Source organism: Demequina mangrovi, from assembly GCF_000759715.1.
Taxonomy (GTDB): domain Bacteria; phylum Actinomycetota; class Actinomycetes; order Actinomycetales; family Demequinaceae; genus Demequina; species Demequina mangrovi.
In genome coordinates this window covers 276,969-296,820 of the sequence record NZ_BBLU01000002.1, presented here as the reverse complement: position 1 = coordinate 296,820, position 19,852 = coordinate 276,969, and the positions used below count along the sequence as shown (strand labels likewise).

Annotated in this window: 17 protein-coding genes and 1 tRNA gene; 17 read left to right on the top strand and 1 reads right to left on the bottom strand. The window is 72.5% G+C overall.

What is annotated here, in order from left to right:
• Nucleotides 1-196: 196 nt before the first annotated feature.
• The 11 genes from TR42_RS03255 to TR42_RS03210 all read left to right on the top strand — a co-directional run bounded on the left by TR42_RS03255 (nucleotide 197) and on the right by TR42_RS03210 (nucleotide 7,618).
• Nucleotides 197-1,480 carry a glutamate-5-semialdehyde dehydrogenase gene (locus tag TR42_RS03255; protein ID WP_042212924.1) on the top strand — a complete coding sequence of 428 codons (1,284 nt, stop codon included), beginning with the start codon at nucleotides 197-199 and terminating at the stop codon, nucleotides 1,478-1,480.
• A 67-nt stretch (nucleotides 1,481-1,547) separates the two neighbouring features.
• The gene (locus TR42_RS15110) at nucleotides 1,548-1,694 is read left to right on the top strand and encodes a hypothetical protein (protein ID WP_169742202.1); all 147 of its coding nucleotides are present in this window, start codon (nucleotides 1,548-1,550) and stop codon (nucleotides 1,692-1,694) included.
• 1 nt (nucleotide 1,695) lies between these two features.
• The gene (nadD, locus tag TR42_RS03250; RefSeq protein ID WP_042212922.1) at nucleotides 1,696-2,292 is read left to right on the top strand and encodes a nicotinate-nucleotide adenylyltransferase; all 597 of its coding nucleotides are present in this window, start codon (nucleotides 1,696-1,698) and stop codon (nucleotides 2,290-2,292) included.
• A complete protein-coding gene (locus TR42_RS14965; protein ID WP_161786614.1) occupies nucleotides 2,285-3,940 on the top strand; it encodes a hypothetical protein in 1,656 nt (551 codons plus the stop codon). The genes nadD and TR42_RS14965 overlap by 8 nt, the downstream gene beginning before the upstream one ends.
• Nucleotides 3,937-4,299, top strand: coding sequence for a ribosome silencing factor (rsfS, locus tag TR42_RS03240; RefSeq protein WP_042212920.1), 363 nt, complete (start codon nucleotides 3,937-3,939; stop codon nucleotides 4,297-4,299). The genes TR42_RS14965 and rsfS overlap by 4 nt, the downstream gene beginning before the upstream one ends.
• Nucleotides 4,296-4,910: a histidine phosphatase family protein gene (locus tag TR42_RS03235; protein ID WP_042212918.1), complete on the top strand. Its 615-nt coding sequence runs from the start codon at nucleotides 4,296-4,298 to the stop codon at nucleotides 4,908-4,910. The genes rsfS and TR42_RS03235 overlap by 4 nt, the downstream gene beginning before the upstream one ends.
• Nucleotides 4,907-5,536, top strand: coding sequence for a histidine phosphatase family protein (locus TR42_RS03230; protein ID WP_042212917.1), 630 nt, complete (start codon nucleotides 4,907-4,909; stop codon nucleotides 5,534-5,536). The genes TR42_RS03235 and TR42_RS03230 overlap by 4 nt, the downstream gene beginning before the upstream one ends.
• 66 nt (nucleotides 5,537-5,602) lie before the next feature.
• Nucleotides 5,603-5,675, top strand: a tRNA-Ala gene (locus TR42_RS03225).
• A 104-nt stretch (nucleotides 5,676-5,779) separates the two neighbouring features.
• Nucleotides 5,780-6,211: a DUF1801 domain-containing protein gene (locus tag TR42_RS03220; protein ID WP_042213039.1), complete on the top strand. Its 432-nt coding sequence runs from the start codon at nucleotides 5,780-5,782 to the stop codon at nucleotides 6,209-6,211.
• A 71-nt stretch (nucleotides 6,212-6,282) separates the two neighbouring features.
• A complete protein-coding gene (locus TR42_RS03215; RefSeq protein WP_042212915.1) occupies nucleotides 6,283-7,281 on the top strand; it encodes a DUF1648 domain-containing protein in 999 nt (332 codons plus the stop codon).
• Nucleotides 7,265-7,618: a GntR family transcriptional regulator gene (locus TR42_RS03210; RefSeq protein ID WP_042212913.1), complete on the top strand. Its 354-nt coding sequence runs from the start codon at nucleotides 7,265-7,267 to the stop codon at nucleotides 7,616-7,618. The genes TR42_RS03215 and TR42_RS03210 overlap by 17 nt, the downstream gene beginning before the upstream one ends.
• A gap of 16 nt (nucleotides 7,619-7,634) precedes the next feature.
• Here TR42_RS03210 and TR42_RS03205 read toward each other — a convergent pair whose 3' ends face one another.
• Nucleotides 7,635-8,483 carry an HAD hydrolase family protein gene (locus TR42_RS03205; RefSeq protein WP_042212912.1) on the bottom strand — a complete coding sequence of 283 codons (849 nt, stop codon included), beginning with the start codon at nucleotides 8,481-8,483 and terminating at the stop codon, nucleotides 7,635-7,637.
• A gap of 174 nt (nucleotides 8,484-8,657) precedes the next feature.
• Here TR42_RS03205 and TR42_RS03200 point away from each other — a divergent pair, with 174 nt between their 5' ends.
• From TR42_RS03200 to TR42_RS03175, 6 genes are all read left to right on the top strand, one after another.
• Nucleotides 8,658-9,686: a LacI family DNA-binding transcriptional regulator gene (locus TR42_RS03200; protein ID WP_042212910.1), complete on the top strand. Its 1,029-nt coding sequence runs from the start codon at nucleotides 8,658-8,660 to the stop codon at nucleotides 9,684-9,686.
• Between the two features lie 38 nt (nucleotides 9,687-9,724).
• The gene (locus TR42_RS03195; RefSeq protein WP_042212909.1) at nucleotides 9,725-11,008 is read left to right on the top strand and encodes a sugar ABC transporter substrate-binding protein; all 1,284 of its coding nucleotides are present in this window, start codon (nucleotides 9,725-9,727) and stop codon (nucleotides 11,006-11,008) included.
• Nucleotides 11,009-11,074: 66 nt separating this feature from the next.
• Nucleotides 11,075-12,037 (top strand): carbohydrate ABC transporter permease, encoded by a 963-nt coding sequence (locus tag TR42_RS03190; RefSeq protein WP_042212907.1) that lies wholly within the window; start codon nucleotides 11,075-11,077, stop codon nucleotides 12,035-12,037.
• A gap of 79 nt (nucleotides 12,038-12,116) precedes the next feature.
• Entirely contained in the window at nucleotides 12,117-12,878 is a 762-nt protein-coding gene (locus tag TR42_RS03185) for a carbohydrate ABC transporter permease (RefSeq protein WP_042213037.1), read from the top strand.
• A 9-nt stretch (nucleotides 12,879-12,887) separates the two neighbouring features.
• Complete coding sequence (locus TR42_RS03180) at nucleotides 12,888-14,819, top strand: glycoside hydrolase family 127 protein (RefSeq protein ID WP_042213035.1); 1,932 nt, start codon at nucleotides 12,888-12,890, stop codon at nucleotides 14,817-14,819.
• Nucleotides 14,820-14,958: 139 nt separating this feature from the next.
• The gene (locus TR42_RS03175) at nucleotides 14,959-19,824 is read left to right on the top strand and encodes a LamG-like jellyroll fold domain-containing protein (protein WP_161786613.1); all 4,866 of its coding nucleotides are present in this window, start codon (nucleotides 14,959-14,961) and stop codon (nucleotides 19,822-19,824) included.
• The last annotated feature ends 28 nt before the right edge of the window (nucleotides 19,825-19,852 follow it).

Below are 19,852 nucleotides of genomic sequence, written 5' to 3'. Positions count from 1 at the left end.
GCCCCGCCCCGCCCCGCCCCGCCCCGCCCCGACAGTCCCAACGGAACCGGTCCCGCGTTGCCGGTGTGTCGGCCTCACCGCCGACCGAACCGCGGCGTGTCGCCCCGAGATCCGTTGCCGCTGTCGGAGGAGGGGGGGCGGGGAAGGTGCCACCTCGCCCTGGGCAGGCACCTTCGACGCTTCTACACTCGGGTGCATGACCGAGACCGCGATCCCCGTCGACACCGAGTCCGCCGTCCTCGAGGCGTGCCGCCGCGCGAAGCTCGCGTCGCGCGCGCTCGCGACGGCCACCACCACCGTGAAGAACGAGGCGCTCCACGCGATGGCCGACGCCCTCGTGGCGCAGGCGGCGCGCATCGTCGAGGCGAACGCCGAGGACCTCGAGCGCGGCCGCGCCAACGACATGACGCCGGGGCTGCTCGACCGCCTCGCGCTCGACGAAGGGCGCATCGAGAAGATCGCCGAGGCGCTGAGGTACGTGGCGACGCTGCCCGACCCTGTGGGCGAGATCAAGCGCGGCTCGACGCTGCCCAACGGCATCCGGCTCATCCAGAAGGCCGTGCCCATGGGCGTGGTCGGGATGATCTACGAGGCGCGTCCCAACGTCACCGTCGATGCCGCGGGCCTGTCGCTGAAGTCGGGCAACGCCGCGGTCCTGCGCGGCGGATCCGCCGCGGCCAGCTCGAACGAGGTCATCGTCGCGGTCCTCCAGGACGCGCTCGAGTCCGTGGGCCTGCCGCGCGACGCGGTCCAGTCGATCGACGCGTACGGCCGGGCCGGAGCGAAGGTGCTGATGAACGCCCGCGGGCTGGTCGACGTGCTGGTGCCGCGCGGCGGACGCGACCTCATCCAGACGGTGGTCCGCGAGTCGACCGTGCCGGCGATCGAGACCGGCGAGGGCAACTGCCACGTGTACCTCGACGCCTCCGCGCCGCTCGAGCGCTCGGTGGACATCGTGCTCAACTCGAAGACCCACCGCGTGGGCGTGTGCAACGCGGCGGAGACGCTGCTGGTCCACAAGGACGCCGCGGACAACCTCCCGGTGATCCTCGAGGAGCTCCACCGCGCGGGGGTGACCCTTCACGCGGACGATGCGGCGGCCGACCTCGCGCCGGCCAACGTGCCGACCGTGCTCGCCACCGACGAGGACTGGGCGACCGAGTACCTGTCGCTCGACATCGCGGTCAAGGTGGTCGACTCGATCGACGAGGCGATCCAGCACATCGCGCGGTGGTCGACGGGACACACCGAGGCGATCGTCACCAACGACATCGACGCGGCCCAGCACTTCGTGGCGCACATCGACTCGGCGGCGGTCATGGTCAACGCCTCGACGCGCTTCACCGACGGCGGCGAGTTCGGGCTCGGCGCGGAGATCGGCATCTCCACGCAGAAGCTCCACGCGCGCGGCCCCATGGGCCTCGGCGAGCTCACCACGACCACGTGGGTCGCGTACGGCGAGGGGCACATCCGCCCCTGACGGGCGGCGCGCATCGTCCGCGCCTTCATCGATGCCATAATCGCGGGAGACAACAGGAGGAGTCCCCATGATCACCGAGGCCGTCGAGACCACGTCGCACGTCGTCAACGAGCTCCCCATCCCCGCGGAGGCCATCGGCCTGCTCGCGTTCGTCGGCCTCATGGGCCTGCTCTTCGTGACGTACGCGTTCCGGAGCGTCGGCACGCGCCACTGACGTGCAGGCGCCCCTCGCTCGTGTGGGCGTGCTGGGCGGCACGTTCGACCCGATCCACCACGGCCACCTCGCCGCGGCGTCGGAGGTCTGCGCGCAGCTGGGCCTCGACCAGATCCTGCTGACGCCCGCGTACTCCCAGCCGTTCAAGCAGGGCTACGACACCGAGACGCCGGAGCACCGGCTCGCGATGTGCGCGCTGGCGGCGGACGAGGACGAGCGGTTCGCCGTCTCGCCGGTGGACATCGAGCGCGGGGGAGTGACCTACACGGTCGACACGCTCACGGACCTGAGGGAGCAGCGCCCCGACGCGGAGCTGTTCTTCATCACGGGGGCCGATGCGGTCGCGCGGCTGGACGAGTGGAAGGACGCCGACAGGCTCACCGAGCTCGCCACGTTCGTGGGCGTGACACGGCCGGGTCACTCGTTGGCGGACACGACGCGGCCCCATATCCTGGTGGAGGCCCCCGCTCTGGCGATATCGTCTACCGATGTGCGTCGCCGGGTGAGGGCCGGATTGCCGATCCGCTACCTTGTACCCCGATCCGTGGCCGACTACATCGCCGTGAACGGGCTCTACTACGGAGGACTTGATGACTGACCAGGGCAGGCCTTTGTCGCGCAGACAGCGTCGCGAGGTCGAGGCCAGGCAGTCCGGCCAGGATCAGCCGACCACCCCGATCGTGTCGCCTGTCGCCGGCCCGCCCACGCATCCCGACGGCACGCCGCTCACGCGCAAAGAGCGCCGCGAGCTCGAGCGCCAGGCACGCCCGATGGAGACCTGGACGCGTGAGGAGGAGCTCATCGCCACGGGCCAGCTGCCCGCGATGACGCCCGAGCTCCTCGACGCCCAGGAGCTCATCGCGCGCCGCGACACCGCCGAGCCGGCCGCGCCCGAGGCCGATGCCGCCGCCGATGCGGTCGAGCAGGCGGAGGAGCCCGAGGCCATCGTCGCGCCGGAGCCGGAGCCGGAGCCGGAGCCGGAGGCCGTTGCCGAGCCCGAGCCGGAGCCCGAGGCCGAGACTGTCGGCGAGCCCGAGCCCGAGCCCGCGGAGGAGGTCGCGCTCGCGGCGTCCTTCGAGCCGGAGCCCGAGACGGCTGTCGAGGCGGACCCGGAGGCCACCGCCGCCTTCACCTTCGAGCCGGAGCCCGAGCCTGCCGCGGAGCAGGAGCCCGAGCCCGAGCGCGTGCAGCTCACCAGCCCCTGGTCGGGATTCGCCGCCGAGGTCGCCGCCGCGCAGGCCGCACCCGCCGAGGAGGCGGAGGAGGGCGAGCAGGAGCCCGCCGCCGAGGCGGAGCCCGAGCCCGTGGCGACCGAGCCGACGCCGTCGGGCGCGATGGACACCATCCCGGAGGAGTACCGCCACCTCTTCCCGCCGGGGTCGCTGCAGGCGCGGCGCCTCGAGGACCGTTCGAGCGAGCCCTTCGCGCAGCCCCCCGCCCCCGCCCCCGCGGCGCAGGACGAGGCGCCCGCGGCGCCGCAGGCCGCGGACGACGAGGCGGTCGAGGACCCGGCGGCGGAGATCCGCCGCCTCACGGCCGAGGCCATGGCCGGGATCACCCGCGCCCAGCAGGCCCATCGCGCCCCCGCCCCCGAGCCGGTCGAGGTCGAGGAGCGCGTGGAGGCCGAGCCTGAGGCCGAGACCGTCGTCGAGGAGCAGGCCTGGCCGGCCGCGACCGCCGAGGCCGACGCGCAGGACACCGAGGTGCTCGATCCTGCCGAGGTCTACGCGCACGCGGCACAGGAGAGCGCGCTCGGCCTCGGTCGCACAGTGGCCGCGCCCGAGCCGCAGCCCGAGCTCGAGCCGGCCGACCTCGAGCAGCAGCCCGTCGCCGACGAGGAGCCCGCGCCGACGCCGTCGTCCGGGCCCATCGTCCCCGCGGGCCTGCGACCGGTCGGCCCTGCCGCGGCGGCGGCCACCGCATGGGACTCGCACCCGCTGACGCAGGCGCAACCCCGCGAGGTCGCAGATTACGCGCCGTCCGACGACATCCCGATCCCGGACTTCACCAAGATCATGCACGGCTACGCGGGCTCCTCGTCCTCGGCGGGCACCGCGCCCGAGGGGCACGTGGGCGACGAGCCGTCGCCGACCGACCTGCCCGTCTCCGAGCCGATCCGCCGCCCGCTCCCCGAGGAGCACGAGGAGGGCGCGCACCACTTCGCGTGGGCGCACCTCGCGGTGATCGGCGCGGTCGCCTTCCTGCTCGGCGTGCTCGTGTGGCACCTCACGGGGAACGCCGGATGACGGCCACGGAGAGGGCGATCGAGCTCGTGCGGGCCGCGGCCCGCGCCGCCGACGCGAAGAAGGCCGAGGACATCGTCGCGCTCGACGTCTCGGCGCACCTGCCGCTTGCCGACGCGTTCGTCATCGCGTCGGCGTCCAACGAGCGCCAGGTCGTCGCGGTCGCCGAGGGCATCGAGGAGGCGCTGCACGCGCTCGGCGCCAAGGCGACGCGGCGCGAGGGCGTCCGCGAGGGCCGGTGGGCGCTGCTCGACTTCAACGACATCATCGTCCACGTGATGCACGACGAGGAGCGCGGCTACTACGAGCTCGAGCGCCTGTGGAAGGACTGCCCGGTCATCGACCTCGAGCTCGGCGCGTGACCCGGCTGTTCGTCGTCCGTCACGGGCAGACGGACTGGAACCTCGCGGGCCGCCTCCAGGGGTCGACCGACATCCCGCTCAACGCGACCGGACGGGAGCAGGCGCGCGCCGCCGCATCGTCCCTGTGGCCCGCGCTCGAGGGACGCCCGGTGTTCGTCTCCTCCGCTCTCGACCGCGCGATCGAGACGGCGCGGATCATCGTGGACGGCAGGGCCGCGACGCTCAACCAGGATGCGCGGCTGGGGGAGCGCCGCTACGGGCCGTGGGAGGGGCTGCTCGCGCACGAGCGCGAGTCCCGCTTCCCCGACGACCACGCCGCGTGGATGGCCGGCTACGAGCCCGACTTCGACGGCTATGAGACCCACGCCGAGGTCGCGGCGCGCATGACCGCCGCGGTCGACGACTGGATCGCGCGCGTCGACGGCGACCTCGTGCTCGTCGCGCACGGCTCGTCGGGCCGCATGCTGCTGCTCGCGCTGCTGGGGCTCCCGCTCGAGGGGCGCACGCTCGGCAGCCTCCACAACGCCGCATGGTCGCGCCTCGTGCGTGCGACGGGCGGCGGCTGGTCGCTCGAGCGCCACAACGTCGGAGCGCCGGCGGTCGCGTCATGACCGTCCTCGTTCTGCTCCGCCACGGACGCACCGGCTACAACGCCGAGGGGCGCCTGCAGGGCTCTCTCGACGTCCCGTTCGGCGCGGAGGGGCGCGAGCAGGCGCGCGCGGCCGCGGCCGCGCTGCACGCCGAGTACGGCGTCCCCGACCGCATCGTCACCTCGCCGCTGCGACGGGCCGCCGACACCGCCGCCGAGATCTCCGCGGTCACCGGGGTGCCCGCGCGTCCCGACGCGCGGCTCACACAGCGCTCCTACGGGGCCTGGGAGGGCCTCACGTGGGACGAGGTGCGCCAGGGCTGGCCCGAGGACTACGACCGCCGCCTGCGCGGCCAGGACCCGCGCATCGCGGGCTGGGGGACCGCGGCGGAGGTCTCGGCCCGCGTGGCCGAGGGGCTCGCGGAGGCCTGCGAGGGGGCCCGCCTGGTGTTCGCGGTGAGCCACGGCTCGTCGATCATGCTCGGCTCCCTCGCGCTGCTCGGGCTCGACGTGGAGTCGACCGTGCTGGGCAAGCTCGAGCACGGACGCTGGAACGTCCTCGAGTCGAGCCCCGGACACTGGTCGCTCGCGCACTACGGCCACGGCCCCGCATCGTCCCTGGCAGAAAGCCTGCCGGAGGCCGATTAACACTTGGTCAAGAATCTGGGCTAATATCTATCTCGCTCTCAAGAGCACGGAATCCGCAAGGATGACGGGGCTGTGGCGCAGCTGGTAGCGCACCTGCATGGCATGCAGGGGGTCAGGGGTTCGAGTCCCCTCAGCTCCACGAAGTGTTGAGACAGCACTTGATCGGAAGGCCGCCCTTCGGGGCGGCCTTTCGTGTCTCTCGGGACGATGCGCGCCCGTGGCACCATGGCCGGGGAGGCCGAGATGAGCAATCCGAACCCCGTGCGCCGCACCGACGAGGACGTCGACGCGTTCCTCGCGGCGAGCCCGCGCGCCGCGCTGCTGATCGCCGTGGACGCCGCGCTCGTCGCGGGCATGCCGGGCGTGAGCCGGACGCTGTGGCGAGGAGTCTTCTGGGGCGGCACCGAGCAGGCGATCGTGGGCTACGGCGACATCTCCCAGCCCCGCCCGCGCGGCGAGGCGGTCGACTGGTTCCTCATCGGGCTCGCGGAGCAGGCCCGGCACGTGAGCCTCTACGTCAACGCGGTCGCGGACGGGGCGTACCTCGCGCACCGGTACGCGGACCGGCTCGGGAAGGTCAAGGTCGGCGCGGCCGCCGTCACCTTCCGCACGCTCGAGGACGTCGACCTGGCCGTGGTGACCGAGATGGCGAGGGAGGCTGCGGCGCTCTCCTGAGCCGGCCAGGGCCTCGTTCCGCACTGCGCGAAGTGTTATAGTTCATCTATAACAACTACCGAGGAGCGGCGATGGCGGAGAACGATGGCGCGTACGGCAGGGCGATGACGGTCGGCGTCGTCGCGCCCGCGCTGCTGTGCGCGGGTGCGGTGGTCGCGCTGCTGGCGATGCTCGGCGACGTGCCCGACCCGGTCGCGACCCACTGGAGCGGGAGCGAGCCCGACGGTTTCGCCTCTCCGACGCTCGTCCCCGTGATGACCGGGCTGGTCGGCGGCGTCCTGCCGATCGCGCTCGGCGCCTCGGTGCTCCGGTCGATCCGCCGGGGCGAGCGTGGCTTCGTGCTGCGCATGCTGCCCGCGGTGGCGCTGGGCCTCTCGGTCCTCATGAGCGTCCTCATGGTCGGGTCGATCGCGATGCAGCGCGGCCTCGCCGATGCGGCCGACGCTCCCTCGGTCCTGCCCGTGCTGGCCTGGGGGCTCGGCGCGTCGCTGGTCGCGGGCGCGGCGGGCTGGCTCGTCCAGCCGCGCCACGTGCCGACCGTGCACGAGGCGGCCCCCGCGCAGCCGATCGCGCTCGCGCCGGGCGAGCGGGCGGTGTGGGTCGGCCGCTCGGAGATGCGGCCCGCCGCGCTCGCGGCGATCATCGCGGGGGTCGCGGTGGCGGCGATCGCCGCGGTCGCGAACTGGGTGGTCGGAGACACCGCGGTCGCGATCATCGTCACGGCTCTCGCCGTGCTCCTCGCGGTGCTGGCGGCCTCGCTCACCGTCTTCCACGTGCGCGCCGACGCGTCCGGGCTCACGGTCCGCTCCGCGGCCCGCATCATCCGCATGCGGGTGCCCGCGGCGGATGTGGCGTCGGTCGCGGTGATCCAGGTGTCGGGCCTGTCGCAGTTCGGCGGCTACGGCATCCGCCAGATCCCGGGCGCGACCGCGGTGGTGATGCGCTCGGGTCCGGCGCTCGAGGTGACGCGCCGCTCCGGGCGCCGGTTCGTGGTCACGCTGGACGATGCCGCGATGGCGGCCGCGGTGCTCGCCGCCGTCGCGGAGGTCGCCGATGCTGCTCAGGATTGACCCCGAGTCCAGCGCGGCGCTGTACGACCAGATCGCCGGCTCCGTCAGGCGCGAGGTCGCCGCGGGACGGCTTCCCGCGGGGGAGCGGCTGCCCTCGGCGCGCGACGTCGCCGAGGCGCTCGACGTCAACCTCCACACGGTGCTCAAGGCGTACCAGCAGCTCCGCGACGAGGGGCTTGTCGAGATGCGGCGCGGCCGCGGCGCGGTGGTCTCGGCCCGCGCCGACGCGCTCGCCGAGCTCCGGGCGGACGCCGCGGCTCTTGCGGCGCGCGCGCGGTCGCTCGGCGTGAGCGGTGAGACCCTCGCCGCGCTCGTGAGGGCTGCGGCCGAGGACTGAGCGGGGCTCGAGGTCCTCAGCCCAGAAGGCCGAGCTCCGCGAAGGCCGCCGCGAGGCCCGCCTGCTCGGGTGGCGCGGCGACGTGGTCGGCGAGGGCGAGCAGCGCGGGGGAGGAGCCCTCGATCGCGACGGCGGTGCCGGCGAGCTCGAGCATCTCGAAGTCGTTGGGGCCGTCGCCGAACGCGACGACGTGCTCAGGTGCGAGGCCCAGGCGCTCGATCACGGCCACGATGCCCGACGCCTTGTGCACCCCGGTGAGGAACATCTCGCCCGCGCCTGGGCCGAGGTCCGGGATGGAGCTCGGGATGACGCTCACCTCGGGGCCGATCTCCGCCGCGATCTCGGGCAGGGGCGTCTCGGCGTGGAACGTGGTGATCTTGCCGAAGACGACGTCGCTGAGGTCCTCGGTGGGGCGCAGCGCGGACGTCACCGCCTTGCGGCCCTCCTCCTCGGCGCGCGAATGGACGCTGCGACGCGGGAGGTACGTCTGCATGGTCTCGATCGCGGACGGGTACGCGTACGTCGCGTCCGGCGCCTCGAGGAAGTAGAGCGCGCCGTGCGCCTCGAGCGCCGCCCTCGCTCGCGCGGCGAGATGCGCGGGGAACCGGGTGTCGAGCAGCACCTCGCCGTCGAGCTCCGCGTACGCGCCCGCGCCGGCGACGTAGCCGTCGAATCCGGCCGAGGTGATCGCGTCGGGCAGCAGCGAGGCGGGCCTGCCGGTGCACAGCAGCACCACGTGGCCCGCGCGGCGCGCGGCGCGCACGGCGTCGACGTGCGCGTCGGGGACCTTCCCGTGGTGGGCGTAGGTGCCGTCCACGTCGAGGAAGACGGCACGGCGGGACGATGCGGGCGCAGGGGAGGTCACGGGCGCCAGCCTACGAGGCGCGCCGCATGCCGGAGTCGCCGCCTGGGACCAACGTCACGATTCGGTCACGGGGAAGATCGCCGGTTGCGTTGTCGAACCGGTTCGCTATATGGTCGGTCGCGTCGAATCGAACCGGTTCGACGGCCCCGTTCAACGACGAAGGAGCCCGACTCGATGGTGACCATCGGCGACGTCGCGAAGGTGGCGGGAGTGTCCCGCAGCACCGCGTCGTACGCGCTCAGCGGCAAGCGCACCATCTCCCCGGCGGTGGTGCAGCGCGTGCTCGACGCGGTCGACGAGCTCGGCTACATCCCCAACGCCGGCGCCCGTGCGCTCGCGACCTCGCACACCAAGGTGATCGGGCTCCTGGGGCGCTTCCTCGACGACGAGTTCGCGCCCGCGATGCTGCAGTACATCCTCGGCGTCACCAACCGGGCGCGTGAGCTCGGCTACGACACGCTGCTCGTGTCGGAGGAGGACGGGATCCACGCGCTTCAGCGCCTGTCCTCGTCGCGGATGGTCGACGGCTTCGTGCTGCTCAACGTCGCCGAGCGTGACACGCGCCTCGAGATCCTGCGCGCGGCGCTCCAGCCCGGCGCCACCGTCGGTCTCCCTGCGGAGTGCGACGGCGTCGACGTCTTCGACCTCGACTTCGTCGAGAGCGGCCGCCTCATGGTCCAGACCATGCACGATGCGGGGCACCGCGAGCTCATCCTCGTGTCCCAGCCCGTGCACGTGGTCGAGCGCGGCGGCGCCTACGTGTGGCGCCTGGCCGACGGCGCACGCGAGCGGGCCGCCGAGCTCGGCGTGACGCTCCACCACCACCACGGCGACTCGAGCCAGCCGGGCATCGGCCGCGACCTCGCGGACATCCTCGACCGCCACCCCGGCGCGACGGGACTGCTGCTCAACAACGAGGCAGCCGCCGCGGCACTCCCGTCCGTCCTCGCGGCGCGCGGGCTGCGGGCGCCCGACGACATCTCGGTCATCGGTCGCTACTCCGACGACTTCGCCCGCACCTTCTCTCTTCCGTTCACGGCGATCGACAGCGCCGCGGACGAGCTGGGGCGACGCGCTGTGCAGCAGCTCGTCGCTCGAATCGAGGACGGCCCCGACGGGACCGCTCCTCACGTTGTCGAGCTGATCCCGCCCGCCGTGCACGACCGCGGCTCCATCGCCGCACCACCGACTCCTCGGGGCTGACCCGAACCGTCCCCGAGGTTCACGTTCAAGGAGGAACGATGAGGAACACCAGCACCAAGGCCGCCGTCGCGTTCGCGACCGCGGCGCTCGCCGCCGGCACGCTCGCCGGCTGCTCGTCCGACAGCAGCGACCCGGGCTCGTCAGGAGGGTCGTCCGACGGTGGCGGCGCCGCCGCCGGCGGCACCTACACCTGGTGGGACCCGTACCCCCAGCACGAGGACGGCTCCGACTGGGCCAACCGCGTGCAGGCCTGCGGCGACGAGGCGGGCGTGACCATCGAGCGCACGCCCTACGACACCACCGCGCTCACCAACCAGCTCCTGCTGTCGGCGCAGGAGGGCACGTCGCCCGATGTGGTCCTGCTCGACAACCCCGCGGTCTCGACGCTCGCGGACACCGGCGCGATCGTGTCGATGGACGAGCTCGGCTTCGACACGAGCGAGATCGACGAGAACCTGCTCGCGGCCGGCGTGGTCGACGGGGTCGCGTACGGCATCCCGATCGGTGCGAACACGCTCGCGCTCTACTACAACGCCGAGATCCTCGAGGCGGCCGGCGTCGACCCCGCATCGGTCACCGACTGGGACTCGCTCAACGCCGCGCTCGAGGCGATCGACGGCGCGGGCAGCCGCGCCATCACGTTCGCGGGCATCGGCACCGAGGAGGGCTCGTTCCAGTTCCTGCCCTGGTTCTGGGGCGCCGGCGCCGACCTGACCGAGCTCAACTCGCCCGAGGCGGTCGAGGCCGTGCAGCTCTGGGTCGACTGGCTCGACAAGGGCTGGGCGCCGCAGTCGGCGATCCAGAACTCGCAGAACACCGCGTGGGAGGAGTTCCTCGACGGCCAGACCGGCTTCGTCGAGAACGGCACGTGGCAGGTGAACTCGGCCGCCGAGGCGTCGTTCGAGACCGGCTACATCACGCTCCCCGCCAAGGACGGCGGCGCCGCTCCGGCTCCGACCGGCGGCGAGTTCGTCATGGCGCCCGCGCAGAGCGACAGCGCCCGCTACGAGGTCACGAGCCAGATCGTCGAGTGCATGACGACCCCGGAGGGCTTCGTCGAGACGGCCGAGACCTTCGCGTACTACATCCCGCCGACCGCCGCGGGCCAGGAGCAGTTCATCGAGGCGCACCCCGAGCTCGAGGTCTGGGTCGACGCGGTGCGGGCGGCCAAGGGTCGCACGAGCGACAACCTCGGCACCGACTACCCGCTGATCTCCGAGCAGCTCTGGACCGGCGTGCAGGCCGCCATGTCCGGCGCGCAGAGCGCGCAGGAGGCGATGGACACCGCACAGGAGGCGGCCGCCGCCGCCACCGGCGAGTAAGAACCCGCACCACGGACGTGGGGCGGGCGACCGCCCGCCCCACGTCCGCCCCACCGAGGAAGACGCATGACCACCACCCCCACGCGCCGCACCGCCCACGCGGCGAAGGAGGCTCCGATGCAGGCTCCGAAGCGCTCGGCCCAGCGGACCATCCACGGCTCCCCGTGGATCGCCGCAGCCTTCGCCGCCCCGCTCATGATCTACCTGATCGCCTTCTACGCGTACCCGCTCATCCGCAGCATCGACCTGTCGGTGCACGACTACAACATCAGGGCGTTCGTCCAGGGCGACGCCGAGTTCGTCGGCCTGGCCAACTACATCGACGTGGTCCAGTCGAACCTGTTCCCGCAGGCGCTGTGGAACACGTTCCTCTTCGTCGGCGTGTCCATCGTGTTCCAGTACGCGATCGGTCTCGCCCTGGCGGTGTTCTTCCGCCACAACTTCCGGCTCTCGTCCCTGCTGCGCGCCCTCTTCCTGGTGCCGTGGCTGCTGCCGCTGATCGTCTCCGCCTCGACGTGGGCGTGGATGATGAACTCCGACTCGGGCATCATCAACTCGTTCCTCGGCGCCGTGGGCCTCGACCCCGTCAACTGGATCACCTCGCCCGACACAGCGCTGCTGTCCGTCATCATCGCGAACATCTGGCTGGGCATCCCCTTCAACCTGGTGATCCTGTACTCGGGCCTCCAGAACATCCCGGACGAGGTCTACGAGGCCGCCGCCCTCGACGGCGCCGGTGCGTGGAAGACGTTCTGGCGCATCACCTTCCCGCTGCTGCGGCCGGTCTCGGCGATCACGATCCTGCTCGGGCTCGTCTACACGCTCAAGGTCGTCGACATCGTCTGGATCATGACCAAGGGCGGGCCGGCGAACAGCTCGCTCACCCTCGCGGTGTGGTCGTACCGCGAGGCCTTCGGCACCGGCCAGCCCGCGTTCTCGCCGGCCTCGGCGATCGGCAACCTCCTCATCGTCATCGCGCTCGTCTTCGGGCTCTTCTACATCCGTCTCCAGCGCCGAGAGGAGCACTGACGTGCTGCGCACCCACGCCGGCGCGAGCAAGCGCGCCACCTGGTGGAAGACCGTGCTGGGCCTCGTCTTCACGGCGCTCATGCTGTTCCCCGTCTACTGGATGGTGAACGTCTCGCTCACCCCGCGCAGCGACCTGCGCAAGAACCCTCCGGACCTGTTCCCGGTCAGCCCGACCCTCGAGGGCTACGAGGCCGTCGTCGATCAGCAGCTGCCTGCGCTGGGGATCAGCCTCCTCGTCGGTCTCGGCTGCGTCGTGGTGACGGTCGCGCTCGCGGCGCCCGCGGGTTACGCGATCGCGCTGCTGCGGCTGCGCGGGGGGAAGGCCCTCAACTTCATCCTCCTCGTCGCGCAGATGATCCCGGCCGTCGTCATGGCGATGGGCTTCTACGCCATCTATGTGCGGCTCGGGCTCCTCAACTCGATCTGGGGCCTGATCCTCGCCGACTCGACCATCGCGGTGCCGTTCGGCGTGCTGCTGTTCACCGCGTTCATGAGCGGGATCCCGCGCGAACTCCTGCAGGCGGCGCGCATGGACGGGGCGAGCGCGTGGCGCACGTTCCTCTCGGTCGTCATGCCCATCAGCCGCAACTCGGTGCTCACCGTGTCGCTGTTCGCGTTCCTCTGGGCATGGTCGGACTTCGTGTTCGCGTCGACGCTCGCGCGCAACGCCGACGTGGTGCCCGTGACCCTCAGCATCTACGCGTACATCGGCAACAACACCACGCAGTGGAACGCGATCATGGCGACCGCCGTGGTCGCCTCGATCCCCGCGGCGGTGCTGCTCGTGTTCGCCCAGAGATACGTCGCCGCGGGAGTGACCGCCGGCGCGGTGAAGGACTGATTCGTGACGATGATCTCCGAGGGCGGCGCGGCCGCCCCTGTCCGGCCGACCGCCGGCACCCGCCGAGGCGCGGGGCTCACCGAGGTCGTGTGGGACCCCGACGGGTTCTGGGGACGGATGCAGGTCGCGAACGCGGCGCAGACGTTCACCCACTGCATCGCGTGGATGGACCGGCTCGGCTGGCTCGAGAACCTCGATCGCGTCGCCCGCGGCGAGGAGACCGTCGACCGTCCGGGATGGCAGTTCTCCGACTCGGAGATCTACAAGCTGCTCGAGGGCCTCGCGTGGGAGCTCGGGCGCAGGGACGACCCGGCGCTCGCCGCGGCGTACGAGGACCTGGTCGCTCGCGTGGCGGCGGCACAGGATGACGACGGCTACCTGGGCACGGCCTTCGGCCATCCCGGCCTTCCGCCTCGGTACTCGGACATGTCGATGGGGCATGAGCTCTACAACATGGGCCACCTCATGCAGGCCGCCGTCGCGCGGATGCGCACCGCGGGCGAGGACACGCTCGTCGAGGTCGCGCGCCGGGCCGCCGACCACGTGTGCCGTGAGTTCGGCGAGGGGTGCCGTGAGTCGCTGTGCGGTCATCCCGAGATCGAGGTGGGGCTCGCGGAGCTGGGTCGCGCCCTCGACGAGCCGCGCTACATCGCGCAGGCGCAGCTCTTCGTCGACCGGCGCGGCCGCGGGCTGCTGCCCGTGAGGCCGCTCCTGGCCGCCGACTACTTCCAGGACGACCTCCCGGTGCGCGAGGCCGAGGCGCTCCGCGGGCACGCGGTGCGCGCCCTCTACCTTTCCGCAGGCGCGGTCGACGTCGCCGTCGAGACCGGCGACGCCGCGCTGCTCGCGGCGCTCGAGCGGCAGTGGGCGCGCACCGTCGAGCGCCGCACCTACATCACGGGCGGGATGGGCTCGCGGCACCAGGACGAGGGCTTCGGCCAGGACTGGGAGCTTCCGCCGGACCGCGCGTACTGCGAGACCTGCGCCGGGGTGGCCTCCGTGATGTTCTCGTGGAGGCTCTTCCTCGCCACGGGCGACGTCGCCTACGTCGATCTCATCGAGCGCACGCTGCACAACGTCGTCGCGACCGCGCCCGATGCGACGGGCACCGCGTTCTTCTACGCGAACCCGTTGCATGAGCGGGTGGCCGGCGCCGAGTACGCGGGGGAGGGGGTCAACCACCGCGCCGAGGGCGGCGTGCGTGCGCCGTGGTTCGACGTCTCGTGCTGCCCGACCAACGTCGCGCGCACGCTCGCCTCGCTCCACGCCTACGCGGTCGCGGTCGAGGGCGACGCGGTCGCGCTGCTGCTCTACGCGCCCGGCGACATCGACGTCGCGCTCCCCGGAGGGCGCCTGCGGCTCCGGGTCGACACCGCGTACCCGTCCGAGGGAGAGGTGAGGGTGACGGTGCTCGAGGCGCCGCCGACGGCGGTGACGCTGCGGCTGCGGGTGCCCGGGTGGGCCGAGGGGACGACGGTCGTCGTGCCCGATGGCACGCGCGCGGACGCCGCACCGGGCTGGTGGGAGGACACGCGGGAGCTGAGGGCCCGCGACGTCTACGTCCTCGCGCTCGACGTGTCGCCGCGGCTGGTGTGGCCGGATGCGCGCATCGACGCGGTCCGCGGCACGGTGGCGGTCGAGCGCGGGCCGCTGGTGCTCTGCCTCGAGTCGACGGACCTGCCCGCGGGCGCCGCGCTCGAGGACGTGCGGATCGACACCTCGGTGGCGCCGCGTGCCGCCGGCGACGGCGCCGAGGCGGCAGCGTCCCTGCGGACCTGGGCGGGAGCACGGCCAGGCGCGCTCCCGTACGGCGCCCGCGGCGCCGAGGACGGCGGCGCATCGTTCGCGCTGACGCTCGTGCCCTATCACCGGTGGGGCGAGCGCGCGCCGTCGGCCATGCGGGTGTTCATCCCCGTCGCGGAGGTGAGCCCTCCGCAGTAGACCTCGCGCCCGCATCTCGCTCGCGGGTGCGCGGAGCCGACGTCCCTCAGCCGTCGGCATCCCCGGAAGAGACACAGAGAGGTGCTCGACGATGCGAGATCACACCACACCACGCCCGGCATGGGCCCGATGGACGGCGGTGACATCGGCGCTCGCGCTCGGTGCGGCCGGCGTCGCGACGGCGGCTCCGGCGCAGGCGGTCGACCTGCCCGCCCCCGACCTTCACTACACGATGGACGACGTCGACGGCACGACGGTGCCCGACTCGTCCGTCAACGGCTGGGACGGCGTGATCGTCGGCTCCACCGCCGCGACGGACGGCGCCGACGGCGGCAGCGCGCTGGCCTTGACGGGCGGCACCGTCACCATCCCCGGCGGCCCGCTCGCGGGCGCGACCGACGTCACCGTCTCGGTGCGGGCGCGATGGGACGAGCCCGGCGACTGGCAGTGGCTGTTCGGGCTCGGCACGGACACCAGCAGGTACCTCTTCACCACGCCGCGCGCGGGCACCAGCCAGGTGATGCGCAGCGCGGTCACGGTGGGCGGCCCCGGTGCGGAGGCGATCGTGGACTACGCGGCGCCGATGTCCACCGAGGACTGGAGCACGGTCACGGTGGTGCTCGACACCGAGGCCGAGCGGATGACCACCTACCTCGACGGCGTCACGGTGGCGTACGCGCCCACCGACATCACCGCGGGCGAGCTCGTGGATGCGGCCGCGGCCTCGAGCGGCGCGATCGGCGCGTCCTTCTACAACGACCCGACCTTCAAGGGCGCGGTCGACGACTTCCAGCTGTTCCGCACCGCGCTCGACGGCGAGCAGGTCGCGGAGCTCGTGGGCGTGGAGTACGTCCCGCCGGAGCCCGAGCCCGAGCCTGCTCCCGCGGTCGACGAGACCGCGCCGGACCTGCACTGGACCATGGACGATGTCGCCGACGGCGTGGTCGCGGACGTATCCGGCCACGGCTGGGACGGCACGCTCGTGGGCGCGGCCGAGACCTCGCAAGGCCTCGACGGCGCCGCCCTCGACCTCACGGGCGGGCACGTGACCTTCCCCCAGGGTGTGATCGAGGGCACCGCGGACCTCACGGTCGCGGCGCGCGTGCGCTGGGACGGCACGCACGACTGGGGCTGGCTCTACGGGGTCGGCACCGGCTTCTCGCGCTACCTCTACGCGATCCCGCGCACGGGCGAGGCCTTCGGGGCCGCGCTGCGCACCGGGGTCACCGTGGGCGGCGACGTCGCGGAGGCGCAGGTGCTCGCGGACGCGCCCCTCGCGACCGACGAGTGGAGCACCGTCACGGTGACGCTCGACACGGCCGCCGACCTCATGACCACCTACGTCGACGGCGTCGCCGTCGGCTCGGCGCCGACCACGGTGACCGCGGACGATCTCGCCGACCCGGCGAGCGACATCGGCGGCTACCTCGGCGGCTCGGTGTTCTGGTGGGATCCCACCTTCGACGGCGAGGTCGACGACTTCCGCATCTACCGCGGGGCGCTCACCGCCGCGCAGGTGGAGTCCCTCGAGCCGGGCGCGCTGGCCGCACCCGACCTGCTCTACACGATGGACGACGTCGCCGACGGCATCGTGCCCGACTCCTCGGGCAACAACCTCGACGGGACCATCGCCGGCTCGACCGGCATCGTCGCCGGTGTCGAGGGTGACGCTCTCGACCTCACCGGCGGCGCCGTGACCGTTCCCCGAGGCATCCTCGAGGATGCCACCGACCTCACCGTGTCGAGCCGGATCCGCTGGGACGGCGGGGCCGCGTGGCAGTGGCTCTACGGCCTCGGCACCAACACCACCCGGTATCTGTTCTGGACCCCGTCGAACTCCGACGGGAACATGCGCACCGCCATCACGACGGGCGGAGGCGGGTCCGCGGAGGACCAGGTCACCGGCGTCGGCGCGCTGCGCACTGGGGAGTGGGCGACCGTCACCACGACGCTCGACACCGCGGCGGGCGTCATGACGACGTACCTCGACGGCGTCGGGCTCGCGTCCGTGGCGACCGACATCACCGCGGGCCAGCTCCTCAGCGCGAGCGCGGCGAACGCCGGCCGCATCGGCGGCTCGTTCTACCCCGATCCCGCCTTCGACGGGGCGATCGACGAGTTCCGCGTGTACCGCGCGGCGCTCACGTCCGAGGAGGTCGCCTCGCTGGTGACGGGAGCGATCCCGACGCTCGAGGCGCTCGCGGAGGACTCGTTCGCCGTCCGCACGCTCGTGGGCGAGGCCCCGGCGCTGCCGACGGCCGCATCGGCGTCCTTCTCCGACGGCTACGACCGCGACGTCGCGATCGCGTGGGACGAGGTCCCGGCGGACGCGTACGCCGCGGAGGGGACGTTCACCGTCTCCGGCGACGCGGGCGGGTACCCCGTGACGGCGGAGGTCACCGTGCACCGCGGGCAGATCACCATCGACGCGGGCGCTACCACGGGTGACTTCATGGGTGGCGCCTCGGGCGTCCTCTACGGTCTCTACGGCGACGGCATGCCGTCGGAGAACCTGCTCGAGGGCATGAACGTCCGGACGGTCGCGACCAAGGCGCAGGACGGGTCGCAGCACCCGGGATCCGACGCGCTCGAGATCCTCCCGACGCTCGCGGAGACCACAGGCGGCGACGTCTACCTGCGCGTCACCGACTGGTACCGGGGCTTCCCGTACCAGTGGCCCGGCGACACCCCGGAGGAGAAGCTCGACTCGTACCGCGAGGTGCTGGCCGAGCAGCTCGACATGATCGCGCAGATCCCCGCCGACGAGCGGGCTCACCTGGTGATCGAGCCGTTCAACGAGCCCGAGGGCAACATGTTCGGCACGGGTCAGTGGAGCCTCGACGGCACCTCGTGGCTCTCGGACCCGACGGACTACTTCGCCGCCTGGGACGAGACGTACCGCACCATCAAGTCCGCGTTCCCCGACCTGCGGGTCGCCGGGCCGGGCACCTCGGTGCTGTTCGGTCAGATGCAGGGATACCTCGCCCACGTGGTCGAGGAGGGCACCGTCCCGGACATCATCACGTGGCACGAGCTCTCACACCCGCAGGCGATCCGCGACTCCGTGGAGCGCTTCCGGGGCTGGGAGGCGACCGCCTTCTCGGGGACCTCCTACGAGGGCACGGTGCTCCCGATCAACATCAACGAGTACGCCTTCAACTACCACACGTCGGTGCCGGGCCAGATGATCCAGTGGATCTCCGCGATCGAGGACTCCAAGGTCGACGCGATGATCGCCTTCTGGAACATCAACGGCAACCTGTCCGACTCCGCGGTCCAGACCAACCGCGGCAACGGGCAGTGGTGGCTCTACCGGGCGTACGCGCAGATGTCGGGGCAGACCCTCGCGGTCACCCCGCCGTGGCCGGGCGACAACTACACGCTCCAGGGCGTCGCGACGCTCGACGAGGACAAGAAGCAGCTCCGCGCGATCATCGGCGGTGCCGACGGTGCCGCACCGGTGGACCTGGTGAACCTTCCGGAGTCCTTCACCGGGAAGGTCAGGGTCTGGGTCAAGGAGATCGCGTGGACCGGTCAGATCGGCGACTCCGCCGCGCCGACCGTCCTCGCGGAGACCGTGATGCCGGTGGTCGACGGGAAGGTCTCCTTCGACTTCGGCGCCGGCGGTCTGCCGGAGCTCAAGGAGTCCTCGGCGTACGAGATCGTCGTGACGCCGCAGGGCTCGGCCGCCACGGGCTCCGCGTCGCCGGCGTGGTCGGCGTCGTACGAGGCGGAGGACGCCGCGCTCAGCGGCGACGGCTACTCCGTCAACGGTCCGGAGGGCTCGCCCGTGAGGGTCGACCTGTTCTACACCTCGGGCGCCTACAACGTGGGCGGACTGCGCACGGGCTCCGACGTCGCGCTCGACTTCACGGTCGACGTGCCGGAGGACGGCGCCTACGACCTGTCGGTCTTCGCCAACAGCCTCAACACCTTCGGGCTGGTCGCGGAGCAGGGCCCCACCAACGTCTTCCTCACGGTCGACGGCGCCGACGAGCAGGAGCTGTTCCTCACGCTCGGCTACAAGTGGGTGGTGTGGGACCACACCGACACCACGGTGGACCTCACGGCCGGCGAGCACACGCTCACCCTGTCGGCGCGCAGCCTCGACGGCACCGGCGTGACCCAGGGCGACGCCATCGTCGACCGCATCACCCTCACCCGCGCGGCGGGGGACGATGCGGTGGACGCCTACGAGGCCGAGCTCGCGGAGACCTCGGTGGCGCCGAAGTACCGCGGCGGAGTCTCGGGCTCCGGCGCGGTGCAGCTCAAGTCGGGCGAGACCGCGACCTTCTGGGTCTACGGCGACGTCGACGGCGAGCACTCGCTGTCGCTCGACACGAGCGGCGTCGCAAAGGGCTCGGTCACGGTCAACGGCGAGCAGGTCCTCGACCTGCGCACCGGGACCGAGGCCGCGGTGCACCTCATGGGCGGCGTCAACAAGGTCGTCGTCACGGGTCCCGTGACGGTGGACCGGCTGCTGGTGGGCGCCTCCGAGGGGCGTCTCGACGCGGTCGACTACCAGGCCGAGGACGCGACCGTCGCGGGCGACGCCCACGTGGTCGATCTCTCGCTCGCCGAGGGCGGCCAGGCGGTGGACGGCATCGGCGGGGAGCCGGGCAACGGGAGCACGCTCACGTTCGCGGTGACCGCGGCCGAGGCCGGCCCGCATGCCGTGGTGGTGCGCTTCTCCAACCCGGAGCAGGTGCCGGCGACGCACTACAACCCGAACCCGATGGCGCGTCGCGCGCTGATCTCGGTGAACGGTGGCACGGCGGAGTCCGTGCTCTTCGTGCCGACGTTCCACGAGAACAGCTTCTGGGAGCGGACGCTTGTGCTCGACCTCGCGGCGGGGGAGAACACCATCGCCTTCGCGTCGGAGGAGCAGCCCAACTTCGATGGCGTCACGTACGCCGACGAGGACTGGCCGGGGATCCCGCTCCGCGCCGACACCGCCCCGGTCATCGACCGGATCACGGTGTCGACGCTGACCTCCCGGGGCTGACCGGGCAGACACGCAGGGGCCGGGCACG